Consider the following 16,232-nt stretch of genomic DNA (forward strand, 5'->3'; position numbering starts at 1 on the left):
AGTTATAAAAGCCAGCCTCCAGTAACATAAATTGTTTGACCAGTAAGGTAACTGCTTCGTTCATTCAGCAACACTTTGATCCAATATGAAATATCTTTTCCATCAGCCCAACGACCAACAGGAATCTCTTCTTGAACTTCCTCAATAGTATCTTCTGAAAAAATACTGTTCATATTAGTCTTTACAGCACCTGGTGCAATTACATTAACCGTCAAATTATTTGATGCTACTTCACGTGCATAAGCCTGCGCAAAACGACTTAACCCACCTTTAGTGGCACTATATACCGATTCCAGAGCACTACCGTAGCCTCCATAAACCGAACCTAAGTAAACGATTCGACTAAAACCTTGTTTCATTAGCTGCGGCTCCAGTAATTTAGTTAATTTAATGGGTACAGTCAGATTGATTTTTATTAATCTTGTAATATTATCAAGATCTTCATCCCCTAGAAAGCCGTAATTAGTGACCCCTTGAGCAAAAACTGCTGCATTAACCGGCAATAAATTTTGAACAAATTCACTTAATTGTGCATCATCAACTTCAAAATCTAACTTAATCGGCATAAAATCCTGGTCAGGATATTTAGTAAACAACTTTTGACCTAATTCTTCAGCAACTTCCTTTTTGGAATTGTAATGCAAATAAAGAGACCAGCCATCTTCAGCCAAATCACGACAAATTGCTTGTCCTATGCCACCTGTAGCACCGAATACAATTGCACGCTTCATTTATTGCTCCTCCTTATCAGAGTTTAAATAAGCCGAGCAAATAGTGCTATCTTTCATCAGCTTTTGACAAATTTGATCGAATTCTTCAAAGCCCATCGTCTGCAACTTTAATAAATTAAGTTGAAAATCTTCATGGTCAAGATTTTCTTCAATCATTTCAATTGCAAAATATGAAAGATTATTCATTGTCCGAATAGTACGGGCCAGCCATTCTTTCTTCTGCAAAACAAAATTCTCTTTAATAAAACGATATTGCTCAGAATTAGGATCTATAGGTTGGGTTAAAACGCGTTTAATCTCCTCAATTATTCTTTGATTATCTGCACTAACTCCAAAAATAGTAGCAAAATCGCCTTGTCTAGTATAGTTAACTGAAATTTGCAAAGGATTAGCCAACAGCTTTTCCTTGCGCATTTTCTCAAACCAAGGACTCATCACGCTTAATTTTGATTCTAACATTATTTCTAGCAGAATTTGAGTCAAATCAGAACTAGATAATACTTTCTTAAAGTTTTTAAATCGAATACCCAATCCAAAAGCTTTTGAATTTCCTTTAGCTTGCAAAACTTGATCTGAAAGCTCACCCACTGGTTGAGAAACCGGAGTCGAAACATCTTTACGATCAGCTAGATACTTAGTTTGCAATTTACCTACTTGACGCAAAATGGTTCGAACTTGATTATCCGAAAAATCACCACAAGCAACAAATTGCATTTTAGTAGGCACATAATTTTCAGTATAAACCTTAGTCAAATTTTGCTTGGTTACCTGATTAATCGATTCTTTAGTCCCAACTACTTCGGTCCCTAAATTGGAATTACCAAACATGCTCGTCATAATGGCATTGTTTACTTTCCACATCGGATCATCCTGGTACATTGCCAATTCTTGCTCAATTATAGGAGCCTCTTTGGCAATATTTTGTTTAGTAAAATATGGCTCGCCTACTAATCTAAACAACAGATCAATCATCTTGGGGGTGTGTTCAATCCCGCTGCAATAAAACATAGTTTCATTGAAGGAGGTAAATGCATTAACATCTGCGCCAATTTCTTCAAATTGTGAAGAAATATCTCCATCTTTTTTAGCAAATAATTTATGTTCCAAAAAGTGGGCAGAACCCGCTACTTTTTGGGGATCACTACTGCCGAAATCAATAATAATACCAAAAAAGCGTTGATAAAAATGGGGCTTCAGGATAATCTCGGCTTTAAAACCAGATTTATATTCTCTTTTAATAATTTTTGGTGTAATCATTTTAAAATATAGCTTTCATTAAAGAATAAATTTTGAACAAAACTGACTAATTGATGAGTTGTGACCTTTTTAATAGCAGTCTCTCGATCAAAATCTAAATAGTCTGAAAATAATTCTCCTCGAAAGGCTTGACCCATTTGCCAATTTTGACTGTCTAAACCAATTTTAGTATTTCTATACAAGGCCTTTTGAGCTTTCTTAAAAAGTTCTTCATCTACATTGCCAGCAGCCAAATTCTCTATTTCATTTAATATCACTCGCTTAGCAGATTCTACTTGATCGGGATCCAATCCAGCATTAATTAAAAACAGAGAATTATTAGCAAAACAGCTAGCCTCGACAGCATAAGCTGCACCTAATTCTTCACGAATTTTACTAAACAACTTAGATGATTGGTCTCCCGCTAAATATTGACTTAAAAGTAAGCCTACAATTTGTTCCTGATAATTAATTGTATGATTAATACCAAAGCCCATTAACAATTGTGCTTGCGCATTGCCTTGTTCATCAACTTTTTCAATTAAGTTTTTGTTAGCAGGAATAGTTAAGCCAGTGGTTTGGAAATTCTTTATAATACCAGCCTGGGTAAAATAAAATTTAGCTAGTTTAGTCATTAACTGGTGGTCACGTCCCATGCCAATTACGGCTACAGGGACATCACGCAGACTCTCAATGTAACGATTTACCTCATCTACAGTAGCATTTTGTATTTCATCAATTGGTCCCATAAAATTCTCAGCATAATCTGGCTGATCCCGGTACCATAATTTAAAGAATTGATCGATGGCATAATTGGCAGGCTGCTCCATTAACTCGCGATAATCATCTTCTAGTTGTCTTTTCGCATAGGCCAACATCTCCGGAGTACAATCTGGCTTAGTAATAATTTCGCTAATAGTTTGAATTATTTCTTGACATACATACTCTGGATCCAGTACTTCAGTTGGTTCAACAAAATTTGCATAATAAGTCAAAATTATTTCTTTACCAAAAAGCTGAGGCATAATATCCAATTGCAAATCATATAAATCGGCCAATCTTCGAGTCTGCTCCGCAATTTGTGGATATAACATACTGGTGTTTGACTGCAAACGTGATAGCAAGCTTGCAAAAGCTAAATTGTGACTTGTCAGCGGTAAACGCAAAAAACAGCCCAACGCGGCTGTTGTAAATTTCTTATTTTTCCTAATTGTAATATTAGTCATTAGCATTATTTCCATTACCTTCATTCTTTACTGGTGGGACTAATACTTGACGTGGCTTTGAACCTTCAGAAGGTCCCACAATTCCTTTAGCTTCCATCTCATCCACGATTCTTGCAGCCCGATTATAACCGATCCTAAAACGTCTCTGCAACATAGATACGCTTGCTGTTTGCTGACGACGAACCAAATCAACAGCTTGATTATAAAATTCATCTTCCGGTTCATCGTTTCCATTATCAGAAGCCGATGAGCTTTCGCCCTTTTTAGGAATCATAGTCTCATCATAGTCAACTTTTTGTTGCTTCTTTACCCAATCGATTACACGTTCAACTTCATCACTCGCAATATAAGCACCTTGAATACGTTCAGGTTTTGAAGCACCAATTGGCATATAAAGCATATCACCACGACCTAGAAGTTTTTCAGCTCCTGTTTGGTCCAAAATAGTTCTAGAATCTACACCACTAGATACAGCAAAAGAAATACGAGATGGAACATTGGCTTTAATTAAACCAGTAATAACATCTACACTTGGACGCTGAGTAGCTAAAATCATATGAATTCCGGCAGCTCGAGCCATTTGTCCTAGTCGAACTATTGCTCCTTCAACATCATGGCCACCAACCATCATCAGGTCACTAAGTTCGTCAACCACTACTAAAATATACGGCAATGGCTTCATTGCAGGCTTAGATTTATCCTGATTATTTTCAGCGACTTTTTGATTATATTCGCCCATGTTGCGAACGCCACCTGCCGCAAATAACTTATAGCGGCGTTCCATTTCTTTAACTACTTTGCGCAATGCATTAGAAGCCAATTTAGCATCTGTTACAACCGGAATTAACAAGTGTGGTACTCCGTTATAAACAGAAAGTTCTACCATTTTAGGATCAATTAAAACTAGCTTTACATCTTCTGGTCTGGCTTTCATCAAAATACTTGCCAAAATAGTGTTGATGGCAACAGACTTACCAGAACCAGTAGACCCAGCTATTAATAAGTGTGGCATTTTTGCCAAATTAGCGGAAATAGTACTTCCAGTAACGTCTTTGCCTAATGGCACATTCATTGGATCCTTTTTTGCCTTTGCATCTTGATGTTCCATTACATCTTTAAAAGATACAACTGAAGTTGCCCGATTAGGCACCTCAATACCAATAAAAGGTTTTCCTGGAATTGGAGCTTCAATTCTAATATCCTTGGCTGCAAGTGCCAAAGCCAAATCGTCAGCCAAATTAACAATACGACTAACTTTTACACCGACGGCAGGTTGAACCTCATACCGAGTAATAGTAGGGCCTAAAATGGCCTTTTTAATAATTACCTTTACACCAAAACTCTTAAAAGTAGATTGTAAAACCTGAGTATTTTTCTTAATTAAATCACGGTCTGTACTCTGATCAGTTGATTTAATTGGATCTAATAAACTCAAAGGAGGCTTTTTATATGACTTGTTAACTATAGTATCTGTTTTTAACTCACCATGATCCACATTGGCTAATTCTTGCACCAATTTTTGATCTTCTTGAGCAAAAGAATGCGATTTAGGTAAATCCTTGCTGTCAGGTTCTTCATGCTGTGGTGCAATTTGGATTTGTGGCTCAGGAGCCGGCTCTGGATCTGGTTCGACCATCACGTCTTCACTTGAAGGTTTAACACTAGTATCTTCCTCATTGTCATCAGAATCAAAATCTGCAACGTCTGGGAAAATATTTTTATCATCGTCATTAGCACGTTTTTGTTTTCTTTTTTCCAATACGTCGCTATATTTGTCCTTCAACTTAACACCAGCGGTTTTATTTTTTTGAATAAATAATTGACTACTGGATTGAAATTTTTCAATAATCGTCCTGAATTTCACATCAAAGAACATCAAGATTCCAATAGGAATTAGTAAGAACGCAAAAATCTTGATCCCAATTTGTCCTAATAGCGGATAGAAAATCTGATAACCTAGCGAACCAATCAGGCCGCCACCAACACTTTCTGTAACAGCGGCACGACCAAATTCTGCAGTCATCGCATGCCAGAATGAATTCAAGAAATTACTATTTACTAATTCATGCTCGTAATACAAGCTACTTTGAATCAATAAAATACCAATTAATGCTAAAGAAAGCCCAATTGTACGTTTAACTGACAAATGAACTGGCTGGTTATAAATCAAATTTACCAGCCCAAAAAGGGCTAATAAACTAGCAGCTAATAGATACGAATCACCAAAAAACAAGCGAATCAAATTAGCAATCTGTTTACCTAAAATACCAAATCTAACAAAGGCAAAAACAGCTAGCAAAATAAATACTAGCCCCAAAATACTCCAATTTAAATTTTGTTTTTTAGTTGTTTTCTTTTTAGAATATGTCTTTTTTGTCTTTCTTTTTTTCCTTTTTACAGGCATGTACTCACCCTAATTAGTGATTAAAAATTGGCTTTAAAGTTCAAGTTAACCGGTTGGTCAAAAGTTACTTGAGTTACTTCATACGTTAAAGTCTCAATATATTCAACCAATGGTCGACTTAAAAGTTGCCAATCTGCGCTACTGATATCAGAACCATCACCATGATAATCTTTTAATTGAACAACCTGATGAATAGTTCCACTTACTCTAAATTCACTTGGTGCAGGAACTACATCATAGAACACAGCTACATCATAATAGCTGCCATTTTCTTCTGAATGCTCATCATCTTGACTTACATCCAATTTTTGAATGCCAGTTCTAACATCGCTCTTTGGTTCTGTATCTTCATCAACTAAATCATAGTGAAATGCTTGTACAGTTACTGGTGTTTGTCTCTCAAAATCCATTATTCTTCACTTCCTAAATTACGTTCATATCTTTCTGGACGATCATAATCATCCTTCAATTTATCATTTTCATAATGGTGTGCAGTTTCCATATTTGGAAATCCTTGTTGACGCAATGCTTCAAGCAAGACCATTGCTACAGAATTCGACAAATTATAGCAACGAATATTATCTGACATTGGAATTCTTAAATTTCTGTCATAATATTCACGCATAAAAGTTTCAGGTAAACCTGTAGTTTCCTTACCAAAAACAAAATAATAATTTTTATTTGGGTCGGTGTAATCTACATCTACATAATTCTTTGATGAAAACTTAGAAATTAAATACATTTCGTCATTAGGCCCTAAAGTCTTTAAAAAAGCATTCAGATCATCATGACGACGTACATCAACTTTGTCCCAATAATCGAGCCCTGCTCGTTTCATTTTTTTATTATCAATTTGAAAACCCAAAGGTTCAATCAAATCTAAAACTGTATTGGTACCTGCACAGGTACGTGCAATATTACCAGTATTAGCTGGCATTAACGGCTCATATAAAACTACGTGATTTGTCATTTCAAAAACTCCTTAAACTAAAAAAGCGCAGCTTTTAAACCACGCTTTAATTTATTTAGCATTATTTGCTTTTGTATCTGCATCTCCCGTGGTCGAAGAAACAGCATCTGTTTCACTAAAAATTTCAGATTCTCTTCGATAATAATTGTACACGCGAGACACGATAATCTTCAAGACTGCATAGATCGGAATACCAAAAATTACACCCCATAGTCCCCAAACGGAACTAGCACCGATTAAAAGTAAAATAGTAGTTACGGGATGCATTTCCATTTTATTCCCCATAACTAAAGGACTTAAAATTCTAGTTTCAATTGCTTGTTCAATTAAAAAGACCACTAAAACCTTAATTAACATTGATCCTGAAGTCATAATTGCAATTACGAATACCGGAATAAGAGCCAATGGTGTCCCAAAATATGGAATCAAATTCATAAAACCGGCTAGGATAGCTAAAGCTAATCCATATGGTAGGCCAATTATTATGTAGCCAATTACAAACATGACGCCTACCCAAAAAGCAACTGTTATTTGACCACGAATATATGAAGCCAATGCATAGTTGATATCATACAACAGCTGACTAAAACTAGGTTGCCAATGCTCCGGTGCAAATTTCGTAATGTAAGGACGCAATTGATGCCCATCTTTGAGCATAAAGAATAAGATAAACGGTGCAGTAAGCAGAGTCATCACAATCATTGTAATGATACTTACCGCAGATGATATATTGCCTAAAGTAGCGTTGATAGTACTTTGCCCTGATTTAAACAAAGTTTTTTGCGTATTGTCTATCATGCCTTGTAAGCTACCTTTTACCTCATGCAAACGAGGATCACGCAAAGCATTCTGTGTTGCATTAACAGCATCGTTCCAAATATGAGGCCAGTTTTTAATCAGCGAATTAATCTGATTCTGGGCAATAGGAACCAGGATATTGATAATCCAGATTAAAGCTATTAAAACAAACAGAAACAAGACAAGAATTGTAGCAACTCTAGGTACTTTAAACTTCTTTTCAAACCAATCTACTACTGGATTCATTACATAATATTGAATAACCGCTAAAAGTAATGGCGGCAAAATCGCACTAAAAAATACCCAAGCAGGATTCAATACAAAAGAAATTTTTTTAAAAATCCAGATAATTAAAAAGAACAATAAGATGTTTAATAAAACAATACTAAACCGATTATCTAAAAACCATTTTTTAAATAAGGTTTCTTTTTTACTTTTTTGTTTATAATCCATCTACCTGTCCTAGTATTTAAATGTGTTCGTAAACAATATCATCATCCACTTTAAAGGTTGGAAGTGGTTGAGCAACATCTGGATCAAAATATACCGCATTTGCTAAAGGTGCTTTAGGAATTGGACGGTTAAAGAATAAAGTAGCGTGACCCAAAGCCTTCATATTACTTTCAACCATTGGACCTACATAATTAGCTACATAAGTTTGACCATCTACAGTAATCGTATCGCCCTTTTTAAAGACAAAGCCATTAACTGGAGTTTCATCACTAAATTTTTGAATAACTGAAACATCTTCTAAGTCTTTGTTGGCACCCTCGCCGAACAAAATTACCATGCCATCTTTATTATCGATAGCTTTTTTACCAATTTTTTTAATAGTTGAAATCCATTTCATAATCTTATATCTCCTTAAAAATAATTTTAGCATAAGAATAGCAGCTTAAAAACTTAAGCAGCCCAAATTATTAGATATTTTTGTGATGATACATCAACCATTTTCTTAGTTCATCTAATAATACTAAAGGAATTGGTAACAAGAATAGGAATAGCCAATCACTAGCAGTCAAGATAGTTGTATTGAACACCTGCTGAATGCCTGGTGTAATAGTCAAAATAACGAATAGAATGATTTCAAAAATAATGCCGTACCAAATATTTTTATTCTCAAATAATCCCTTTTTAAAAACAGAAACTGTATTAGTTCTACAATTTAATACATTTGCCACCTGAGTGAAGACAATTGCACCTAAAACCATAGTTGTAGCTCGCATATAAATTGAGCCATTAGCAGCCAAAGCTACGTTAGGCCAACCATTTTAATAGTTCACAAAGAAATAGGCAGCTGTAGAAATAATACTTGATAAAAGACCATACCAGCAAAAGGCTTTAATAATAACACCCTTGTTCAATAAATGTTCTGATCTTTTACGTGGTGGTTGCTTCATAATATCTGGATCGGCAGCTTCCGCACCTAATCCTAAGGCTGGAAGCATATCGGTACCTAGATCAACCGTTAAAATTTGCATAACTGTCATAGGAAGTGGAATTAATCCAGCCGAGAAAAGAAATAGCACTGACGGAATAGCTTCGGGTACATTAGAAGTCAAAATATATGTTAAGAACTTGCGGATATTGCTATAAACTGCACGTCCTTCTTCAATGGCAGCTACAATCGAAGCGAAGTTATCATCGGTCAAAATCATATTGGCTGCATCTTTAGCCACGTCAGTACCAGTCATTCCCATTGCAATTCCAATATCGGCTTGCTTTAAAGCCGGAGCATCATTAACTCCATCACCGGTGGAAGCTACAACTTCACCGTTAGCCTGACAATTCTTTACAATGCGGTATTTTTGTTCTGGAGCAACTCTGGCAAAGATTACCTCATCTTTTAATGCATGACGCAATTCTTCATCGCTCATTTGATCTAATTCATTACCGGAAATTACACGTGCTTGATCAGAAGTTAAACCAATTTGAACAGCCACTGACTTAGCAGTTAATTTTGAATCCCCAGTTACCATGATTATTCTAATTTTGGCCTGATGACAACGTTTAACTGCATCATAAATTTCTGGACGTGGTGGATCGCTCATTGTTGCTAAACCCACAAAGATTAAATGATTTTCCGCATACGCAATACTTATTTTATTAATATCGACACCATGATCGATTATTTTATAAGCGAGGGCCATACTGCGCAATCCGCGAGAAGCATAATCAGCGTTTGCCTTTTTAGCGCGAAGACGATCTGCTTCAGTCATCGGACGAATTTTACCATCAACCTGGATTTGATCACATTGCTTAATCGTGTCGCTATAAGAACCTTTAGTGATAACAATATAATGCGTATCATCCCAACGATGAACAGTTGACATTCTTTTACGATCAGAATCAAATGGCAATTCCTAATTCTAACGTTCCGGAAACTATTGCAATTAACCCTGATATCCAAAGCAAAATTGCCATCATACTAAAAAAGTTTTTGAAAAACGTTTTCCATTCTGATTCAGCTGCGGCTTTTTTAATAGTATTAGTACCATATTTTTTAAGTCGTTTAGCGGCTTCCTCGTCCGATAATACAGAAGAAGATTGCAAATTTGTAAAAACTTGTTGAACCTCATTCTGGGCATATAATTTACGGATTTTATTTTCATCCATCCTATACGCACCTTCTCATTTTTACAATTATTATTTTCCCTTATATTTCCTACTCTAGCACTTTTCACGAGAACAAGTCACAATCTGATTCATTATTTTCCATGCTATACTTATCTCAGTTAATACTTTTTCTAAAAAATCGGAGGCATTATATGAAAGTTTTAATCGGTGGCTATACTAAGAAGACCTCTAAAGGTATTTATGAATTGCCTTTTACTGGTGAAGATAATGGAGCTAAGTTAGGCAAGGCTGAAAATATTATTAGTGTAGGTGGCCCTACTTATTTCCAAAAAGATGGCGATTTAATTTTTACTATTAACAACGCAGGTGACGAAGGTGGTATCAGCGTCTTTAAATTAGGTGAACATGGTTCAAGTGAAGTCGATCGCTATTTAACACCTGGCGCTTCACCAGCATATGTTGGTATTGATCGCGAGCAAAAGCTTATCTATACCGCAAATTACCACACCGCCGTTTTATCTGTATTCCACTACAATAAAAGCGGCAAGTTAGAATTACTCGATCAAGTCACTCACAAGGCCGAAACATTGGGCCCACGTCCAGAACAAGTCGATGGCCCTCACCCACACTTCTTCGATGAAACACCCGCAGGTAATTTAGTTAGCTGCGATTTAGGTAATGACACTGTCGACTTCTACCGGTTAGAAAACGGCAAGTTACATCACCTAGCTCAATATAAAAATGAAGCTGGTTTTGGAACTCGCCACATCGTCTTTTCAAAAGATGGTAACTACTTCTACGTTGTTGGTGAATTATCTAGCAAAATCAACGTAGTTAAATTTAATGAAGACACTTGGGACTTCGAAAATATCGCTACATACAAGACCATTCCAGAAGATTTTACTGAACACAATGGTGCCGCAGCACTTTACATTAGTAAAGATGGTAAATATGTTTATAACTCCAACAGAGGCCACAATTCTATCACCGTCTTTAAGATTAATGATAACCACACCCTAAGCTTAGTTCAGCGCATTTCTACATTTGGTGATTTCCCTCGTGACTTCAACTGGGATGCCGATCAAAAATACGTAGTAGCTGCAAATCAAAATACAGATAACGCTACCTTGTATATCAGAAATGGCGGTAATGGAACTTTAACTCCAATTCAAACAGAAATTCCTGTTCCTGAAGGCACTCGCGTACTTTTCACCAAATAACTCATAATGAAAAATAACCATGACATGCTAGTCATGGCTTTTTCATTTCATAAATTTAAAGTAAAATAGACATAAGCAGAACTGAATTAATAAGAAGGTGACCAAGTGAAACAAAAGATTATTCGTATCATACTATTTATTCTAGGTGGAATTTTAGGATTATTGCTTTTATATAAATTATATTTAAGCTATCTACCAGAATTAAAATTACTAGTTCATTTTGATCACCATAATGAAGAATTGTTAATTAAAATGGTTCGTAGCCACGGGATCGAAGATTTAGCTTTTCTTTTTATTTTAAATGCCATTTGTGTGGCAATTCCCGGCTTATCTAATGGTATCTTCTGTGTTTTGAATGGAATCTTGTATGGTCCAGCATTTGGCTTTATTGTTAACTGGATTAGTGATATTTTAGGACAAATCGTCTTGATGCAGTTTTTGCACAAACTATATGACATTAAACATATGTCTAATAGTAAGATCTACAAATTGTTAACTACACAAAAATATCCGATGGTCGCTCTAACTATTGGCTATCTCATCCCATTTATTCCAAGTGCAACCGTTAGCTATGTCAATATTTTGATTAATAAAAATGATTTCAAAAAGCAATTGATTCCGATTGTGATCGGGGTAAGTCCATTTGCTTATCTTTATGCTTATGGTGGCGACTCAATTTTGCATCTTGACACCAGCAGAATTATTAAGGCAGCAGTCATGATTGTGGCCGTTGCCCTAATAGCTGCAGCGATTTTATTTATTATGAAGCGCGTTAAGAAGCATACAAAAAAAGCTTGATAAAAATCAAGCTTTTTTCTTTTTGCATTAAAACTACATCAAGTTAGCTTCTTTTAACAATTCTTCTACCCAAGTCTTCTTAATCTTGCGCATCCCTGTCTTAAGAGCTAATTTTTCAGGGAGTGGCATGTCTTGATCAGCCAGCTTCCTCTTGTCTGACATGTAGTACATTGCCCGCAAGAGTTGACGAATATCGTAAATTGAATCAAATACTTCAGGAACACCACGGTCAACATTCAAAAGCGTGTAAACAGCTTCCATAGCCGTTCTGACTGAATATTCAGTAGTAAATACGGTATCTCTTGTTGGCGACTCCGCAAAGTTACCAATAAAGGCGATGTTGACAGAACCATCTGGTACAACGGCTGGACGGTCACCGCTATGTCTTGGCATGAAGTAACTAGTAATGTATGGCATGTAAACAGGAACAGTATTCATGTTTTCTTCACTAGCTAATTCACTAATTTGACTTTCTGGAACACCTAAGTGATACAAAAGTTCCTCGGCAATTTCCTTACCGCTGCAGTCAACCACTCTCTTCTTAATGTAATTACCTTCAGTGTCTGAATAAAGTGCATAAATCCAAACTACAATTTCATCTGGATTTTGACTCTTGAAGTGTGGTTGACGGTGAATAGTAAAGCTAAGCTCCCAGTTAGAATCGACAATCGTGATAATACCACCAGTATTAACTTTGCCATCATAAAGACTACGTTTAGTCAAACGTTCAAAGTATGGAGCTAATTTCTTATTCTTCAAAGTAGTAGTTGCGGAAACAAACCAGCTACGTTCTGGTAAGTTTTCACAGAAGACATCTGGGTGACCAAAGTCTGGATCTTGCTTTGCCAAATTTTCCCATAACTTCCATGAACTACCTTTAGCATGTGTAATTGGAGCTGGGGTATTTTGATCACCGTAAGTTGAACTCTCAGTAATTGAACCATTAGTAATAAATACGATGTCATTTGGAGTCAATGGAACTTCTGTTTCCTTGCCATTTTGAGTCATAATGATCTTCTTAGCAATCTTTTGCTTGCCATCATGATCAACTTCTACATTTTGAACGTGACAATCATATTCAAATTTAACACCATGATCTTTTAAGTATGCCAAGAGTGGTTTTACCATTGATTCATATTGGTTATACTTGTTAAATTTCAAAGCGGTAAAGTCTGGCAAACCATCAATGTGGTGAATAAAGCGCATTGCATAACGGCGCATTTCGGCTACTGAGTGCCATTTTTCGAAAGCAAACATTGTTGACCAGTATGACCAGAAGTTAGTCTTAAAGAAGTCATCGCTAAAGAATTCCTCAATAGTTTCTCCTTCAAGTTCCTTTTCTGGTGTCATGATTAATTTAACAATTTCATTAGTACATTTGCCTAAACCGTATTGACCATCACTTGGAAGACGATCACCACGGTTATAAATCAAACGGCAATTTGAGGAGTTAGGGTCTTCTTTATCAAGCCAATAATACTCATCAAGATAAGAAGCACCTGGAATTTCCAAACTTGGAATTGAGCGATACATATCCCATAAACATTCAAAGTGATTCTCCATTTCACGTCCACCACGGACAACGAAGCCAGCGTTTGGACGTTTAGCACCGTCAAGTGAACCACCAGCTACTGGCAATTCTTCCAAGATATGAATATTCTCACCTTTCATTTGAGCATCACGAACCAAGAAGACAGCTGCAGAAAGGCCAGCTAGACCGCTACCGATAATATAAGCAGACTTATTATCTACGCCTTCAGGCTTTTTAGGATCCGCAAAAGCTTCATAATTACCATTGGAATAATACATAAAGGTATCCTCTTTTCTGTATAAGTATAGTTTTATATTACACTTATCATTCTAAAGAATGCGCTTTCTTTATGCAAGTATTTTAATAGTTTATCCTAATAATTTTGAAAATTTTTATTAATTAACTAATTTTTGCCATAACTTCGACATGTCTTGTGGATCTTTGATTTCAATTACTCGCTTTTTTTCATTATCAAATGGATCAGGGAAAGCTAAATAAAAACAATTTAATGCTTGCCGGGAAAAATCGTCATCAATGCCATATAAGGGATCACCAAAAAGTGGATGGCCTAAATAAGCCATATGAACCCTTATCTGATGCGTTCTACCTGTTAACAGGCGTAATTCTACTAGACTAGCCCCTTTAACTTGGCTAAGCACACGATAACGCGTCTGTGCTTTTTTTCCGCTTGCTACTACGGCTCTTTTTACACCGTCGCCTTCTTTACCGATCGGTTCATCAATTAATCCAGCTAACTCATCTTTCGCAAAATTCCCATGAACAATAGCGTGATACTTTTTAATAAACTGCTCTTTACCAATTTTGCTAAAACGAGCATGCGCAACAGCATTCTTTCCAACTAATACTAAACCAGAAGTATCTCGGTCCAAACGAGTAATCACATGAGGCTTTAAATCCTTTTCATTTTGACTCGAAAAATAGCCCATTAATCTATTTACAATAGCATCGTTATCTTCATATCTAGACGGGATTGATAAAACCCCAGCTGGTTTATTTAGCACAATATAATTTTTAGTCTCTAAAACTGGATCTACCGGATTATTAGATGGCTTCAAAAATTGATTTTTCTTTTCTTCACCACTAACAAAAATAACTTCATCCCCAGTCCGTAAATGAAAACTTAAATATCTTCGCTTATGATTTACCAAAATCATTCCGTGATGATGTCTTGCCTTAATCAAAACCTGATGCGAGAAACCATTCTTTAACAAAAAAGAGCCCAATTTTTTGGGATCTTTTTCTTGTACAATTAATTTAAATAAACTTGTCATTACCCTCGTTATCCTTAATAAACGCATTTTGTACACGCGCCCAAAAATGGTGATGACCAAACTGATCAAACTGAATTGAGTGCTTAGAAATACGATATTCTATTTTTTTGGCATTTTTAACATCGATTCTTGCCCCATCCACAGTCATTACAAAATGATCAGCGTTAGGCACAATCGTAATCCATTGATCGGGTGCGATTACAATTGGCGCAGATAATGTTCTAAATACACGATTATTGATTGAAGCGATCTCTGTCATTTGCAAAGCTTTTAATCGCGGATGAATTACAGCCCCGCCCAGCGATTTGCTATAAGCGGTTGAGCCCGTTGGCGTAGAAACACATAAACCATCGCCTCTAAAATTTTCAAATATTTCATCATCAATATAAACATCTGCTTCAAGCGTATGTGATATTCTTTTAACCGCTGATTCATTTACAGCCAAATGATAACGAGTATCGCCCGACTCAGTTAACATTTTAATTTCAAGCAAGGGATACTTAGCCGGTTGATCTTTGGTTAATAAAAGCGCATCAACCATTTTATCAATATCATAATTACGCCAATCAGTATAAAAACCTAAGTGTCCTGTGTGCACACCTATAAAACGTACTGAATCAACCTGATTCTCATAACGATGAAAAGCGTTGATTAAAGTACCATCTCCGCCGACTGTAATTACTACATCTGGATATTTAGCGTCAAAAATGACATTCTTCTTTTGCAATAGCTTCTTAAGATAGGCCACTGTCTCTAAAGTCTTATCATAGTTATTATGCGCTATTGTTACTTTCATGACTTTTCCTTGCCTTTATTTTTGGTAAAAATCTTTTGAGCTTCTTGGACCTCATCCTTAATAGAAGACATTTCTTCATCTAGCTTATACGCAGCTTCTGCGGTTGACTTAAGTCGTTTTGAAATATCCTCTGGATAAGCACCTTGGTATTTATAATTTAAAGTATGTTCAACAGTAGCCCAAAAATTCATTGCTAAAGTTCTAATCTGAATTTCCGCAATTAACTTTTTAGGTCCTTCTGGCAAGTAAACTGTATAGTTAATTACCATATGATATGAACGATAGCCTGAAGGTTTAGCATTTTGAATATAATCACGCTCTTCTACTACTTCCATATCATCACGTGAATGAATTAAGTCTACCACCTTATAAATATCGTCCACAAATTGTGTCACAATACGTATACCGGCAATATCTTGCATATCAGTTTCAATGACATCTGGGCTAATTACCCGTCTCGTCATTTTTTCTTTAATAGAATCTACTGTCTTCACCCTACCAATTACAAATTCAATTGGTGAATGTTCTCCCCTAGTTAAAAAGCCTTGTCTAAGGGAACGAAATTTAACCTTTAACTCGCGTACAGCTTCATTATAAGGCCACAAGAAGTTATCCCAATCTACTTCCATGAGAAAACATCCTTTCTTAGTAAA

Annotated in this window: 15 protein-coding genes and 1 pseudogene; 2 read left to right on the forward strand and 14 right to left on the reverse strand. The window is 36.0% G+C overall.

The window, feature by feature from the left end; translation table 11 throughout:
• Positions 1 to 2: 2 nt before the first annotated feature.
• From ymfI to B5E95_RS00875, 10 genes and pseudogenes are all read right to left on the reverse strand, one after another.
• The gene (gene ymfI, locus B5E95_RS00830; protein WP_025005496.1) at positions 3 to 731 is read right to left on the reverse strand and encodes an elongation factor P 5-aminopentanone reductase; all 729 of its coding nucleotides are present in this window, start codon (positions 729 to 731) and stop codon (positions 3 to 5) included.
• Positions 732 to 1,988, reverse strand: a complete 1,257-nt coding sequence (locus B5E95_RS00835) for a M16 family metallopeptidase (RefSeq protein WP_087175636.1) — start codon at positions 1,986 to 1,988, stop codon at positions 732 to 734.
• A complete protein-coding gene (locus B5E95_RS00840) occupies positions 1,985 to 3,199 on the reverse strand; it encodes a M16 family metallopeptidase (protein ID WP_025005495.1) in 1,215 nt (404 codons plus the stop codon). Before B5E95_RS00840 ends, B5E95_RS00835 begins: the two co-directional genes overlap by 4 nt.
• A complete protein-coding gene (locus tag B5E95_RS00845) occupies positions 3,186 to 5,597 on the reverse strand; it encodes a DNA translocase FtsK (protein WP_087235409.1) in 2,412 nt (803 codons plus the stop codon). Before B5E95_RS00845 ends, B5E95_RS00840 begins: the two co-directional genes overlap by 14 nt.
• Positions 5,598 to 5,617: 20 nt before the next feature.
• Complete coding sequence (locus B5E95_RS00850) at positions 5,618 to 6,007, reverse strand: DUF1149 family protein (protein WP_025005494.1); 390 nt, start codon at positions 6,005 to 6,007, stop codon at positions 5,618 to 5,620.
• Positions 6,007 to 6,567, reverse strand: coding sequence for a tRNA (cytidine(34)-2'-O)-methyltransferase (locus B5E95_RS00855; protein ID WP_025005493.1), 561 nt, complete (start codon positions 6,565 to 6,567; stop codon positions 6,007 to 6,009). The genes B5E95_RS00850 and B5E95_RS00855 overlap by 1 nt, the downstream gene beginning before the upstream one ends.
• A 51-nt stretch (positions 6,568 to 6,618) precedes the next feature.
• Positions 6,619 to 7,818, reverse strand: coding sequence for an AI-2E family transporter (locus B5E95_RS00860; RefSeq protein WP_087175633.1), 1,200 nt, complete (start codon positions 7,816 to 7,818; stop codon positions 6,619 to 6,621).
• A gap of 16 nt (positions 7,819 to 7,834) precedes the next feature.
• Positions 7,835 to 8,215 (reverse strand): PTS glucitol/sorbitol transporter subunit IIA, encoded by a 381-nt coding sequence (locus B5E95_RS00865; RefSeq protein ID WP_025005491.1) that lies wholly within the window; start codon positions 8,213 to 8,215, stop codon positions 7,835 to 7,837.
• A 70-nt stretch (positions 8,216 to 8,285) separates the two neighbouring features.
• Positions 8,286 to 9,728 (reverse strand): annotated as a pseudogene (locus tag B5E95_RS00870) (cation-translocating P-type ATPase); the annotation flags it as partial.
• Positions 9,715 to 9,981 carry a cation-transporting P-type ATPase gene (locus B5E95_RS00875; RefSeq protein WP_087175632.1) on the reverse strand — a complete coding sequence of 89 codons (267 nt, stop codon included), beginning with the start codon at positions 9,979 to 9,981 and terminating at the stop codon, positions 9,715 to 9,717. The gene B5E95_RS00875 and the pseudogene B5E95_RS00870, both read right to left, overlap by 14 nt.
• Positions 9,982 to 10,133: 152 nt before the next feature.
• Between B5E95_RS00875 and B5E95_RS00880 the strand changes: the two genes are divergently transcribed.
• Positions 10,134 to 11,162 (forward strand): lactonase family protein, encoded by a 1,029-nt coding sequence (locus B5E95_RS00880; protein WP_087175631.1) that lies wholly within the window; start codon positions 10,134 to 10,136, stop codon positions 11,160 to 11,162.
• A gap of 105 nt (positions 11,163 to 11,267) precedes the next feature.
• Complete coding sequence (locus tag B5E95_RS00885) at positions 11,268 to 11,960, forward strand: TVP38/TMEM64 family protein (protein WP_087175630.1); 693 nt, start codon at positions 11,268 to 11,270, stop codon at positions 11,958 to 11,960.
• A gap of 33 nt (positions 11,961 to 11,993) precedes the next feature.
• On the opposite strand, the gene B5E95_RS00890 is transcribed toward B5E95_RS00885, so the two are convergent.
• The 4 genes from B5E95_RS00890 to yjbM form a co-directional block, all read right to left on the reverse strand.
• Complete coding sequence (locus B5E95_RS00890) at positions 11,994 to 13,769, reverse strand: oleate hydratase (RefSeq protein ID WP_087175629.1); 1,776 nt, start codon at positions 13,767 to 13,769, stop codon at positions 11,994 to 11,996.
• A gap of 117 nt (positions 13,770 to 13,886) precedes the next feature.
• Positions 13,887 to 14,783, reverse strand: coding sequence for an RluA family pseudouridine synthase (locus B5E95_RS00895; protein ID WP_087175628.1), 897 nt, complete (start codon positions 14,781 to 14,783; stop codon positions 13,887 to 13,889).
• Positions 14,767 to 15,579: an NAD kinase gene (locus B5E95_RS00900; RefSeq protein ID WP_025005485.1), complete on the reverse strand. Its 813-nt coding sequence runs from the start codon at positions 15,577 to 15,579 to the stop codon at positions 14,767 to 14,769. Before B5E95_RS00900 ends, B5E95_RS00895 begins: the two co-directional genes overlap by 17 nt.
• Positions 15,576 to 16,208 carry a GTP diphosphokinase gene (gene yjbM, locus B5E95_RS00905; RefSeq protein WP_056945575.1) on the reverse strand — a complete coding sequence of 211 codons (633 nt, stop codon included), beginning with the start codon at positions 16,206 to 16,208 and terminating at the stop codon, positions 15,576 to 15,578. Before yjbM ends, B5E95_RS00900 begins: the two co-directional genes overlap by 4 nt.
• Positions 16,209 to 16,232 lie beyond the last annotated feature (24 nt).

Origin of the sequence: Lactobacillus gallinarum, from assembly GCF_002160635.1 — a bacterium.
Taxonomy (GTDB): domain Bacteria; phylum Bacillota; class Bacilli; order Lactobacillales; family Lactobacillaceae; genus Lactobacillus; species Lactobacillus gallinarum.

What these genes read in the sequence shown, in the direction of transcription:
- B5E95_RS00880 (WP_087175631.1), top strand. Translation starts at nt 10,134, where the DNA reads ATGAAAGTTTTAATCGGTGGCTATACTAAGAAGACCTCTAAAGGTATT.
- B5E95_RS00840 (WP_025005495.1), bottom strand. Translation starts at nt 3,199, where the DNA reads ATGCTAATGACTAATATTACAATTAGGAAAAATAAGAAATTTACAACA.
- ymfI (WP_025005496.1), bottom strand. Translation starts at nt 731, where the DNA reads ATGAAGCGTGCAATTGTATTCGGTGCTACAGGTGGCATAGGACAAGCA.
- yjbM (WP_056945575.1), bottom strand. Translation starts at nt 16,208, where the DNA reads ATGGAAGTAGATTGGGATAACTTCTTGTGGCCTTATAATGAAGCTGTA.
- B5E95_RS00900 (WP_025005485.1), bottom strand. Translation starts at nt 15,579, where the DNA reads ATGAAAGTAACAATAGCGCATAATAACTATGATAAGACTTTAGAGACA.
- B5E95_RS00875 (WP_087175632.1), bottom strand. Translation starts at nt 9,981, where the DNA reads ATGGATGAAAATAAAATCCGTAAATTATATGCCCAGAATGAGGTTCAA.
- B5E95_RS00860 (WP_087175633.1), bottom strand. Translation starts at nt 7,818, where the DNA reads ATGGATTATAAACAAAAAAGTAAAAAAGAAACCTTATTTAAAAAATGG.
- B5E95_RS00855 (WP_025005493.1), bottom strand. Translation starts at nt 6,567, where the DNA reads ATGACAAATCACGTAGTTTTATATGAGCCGTTAATGCCAGCTAATACT.
- B5E95_RS00835 (WP_087175636.1), bottom strand. Translation starts at nt 1,988, where the DNA reads ATGATTACACCAAAAATTATTAAAAGAGAATATAAATCTGGTTTTAAA.
- B5E95_RS00890 (WP_087175629.1), bottom strand. Translation starts at nt 13,769, where the DNA reads ATGTATTATTCCAATGGTAATTATGAAGCTTTTGCGGATCCTAAAAAG.
- B5E95_RS00845 (WP_087235409.1), bottom strand. Translation starts at nt 5,597, where the DNA reads ATGCCTGTAAAAAGGAAAAAAAGAAAGACAAAAAAGACATATTCTAAA.
- B5E95_RS00865 (WP_025005491.1), bottom strand. Translation starts at nt 8,215, where the DNA reads ATGAAATGGATTTCAACTATTAAAAAAATTGGTAAAAAAGCTATCGAT.
- B5E95_RS00895 (WP_087175628.1), bottom strand. Translation starts at nt 14,783, where the DNA reads ATGACAAGTTTATTTAAATTAATTGTACAAGAAAAAGATCCCAAAAAA.
- B5E95_RS00850 (WP_025005494.1), bottom strand. Translation starts at nt 6,007, where the DNA reads ATGGATTTTGAGAGACAAACACCAGTAACTGTACAAGCATTTCACTAT.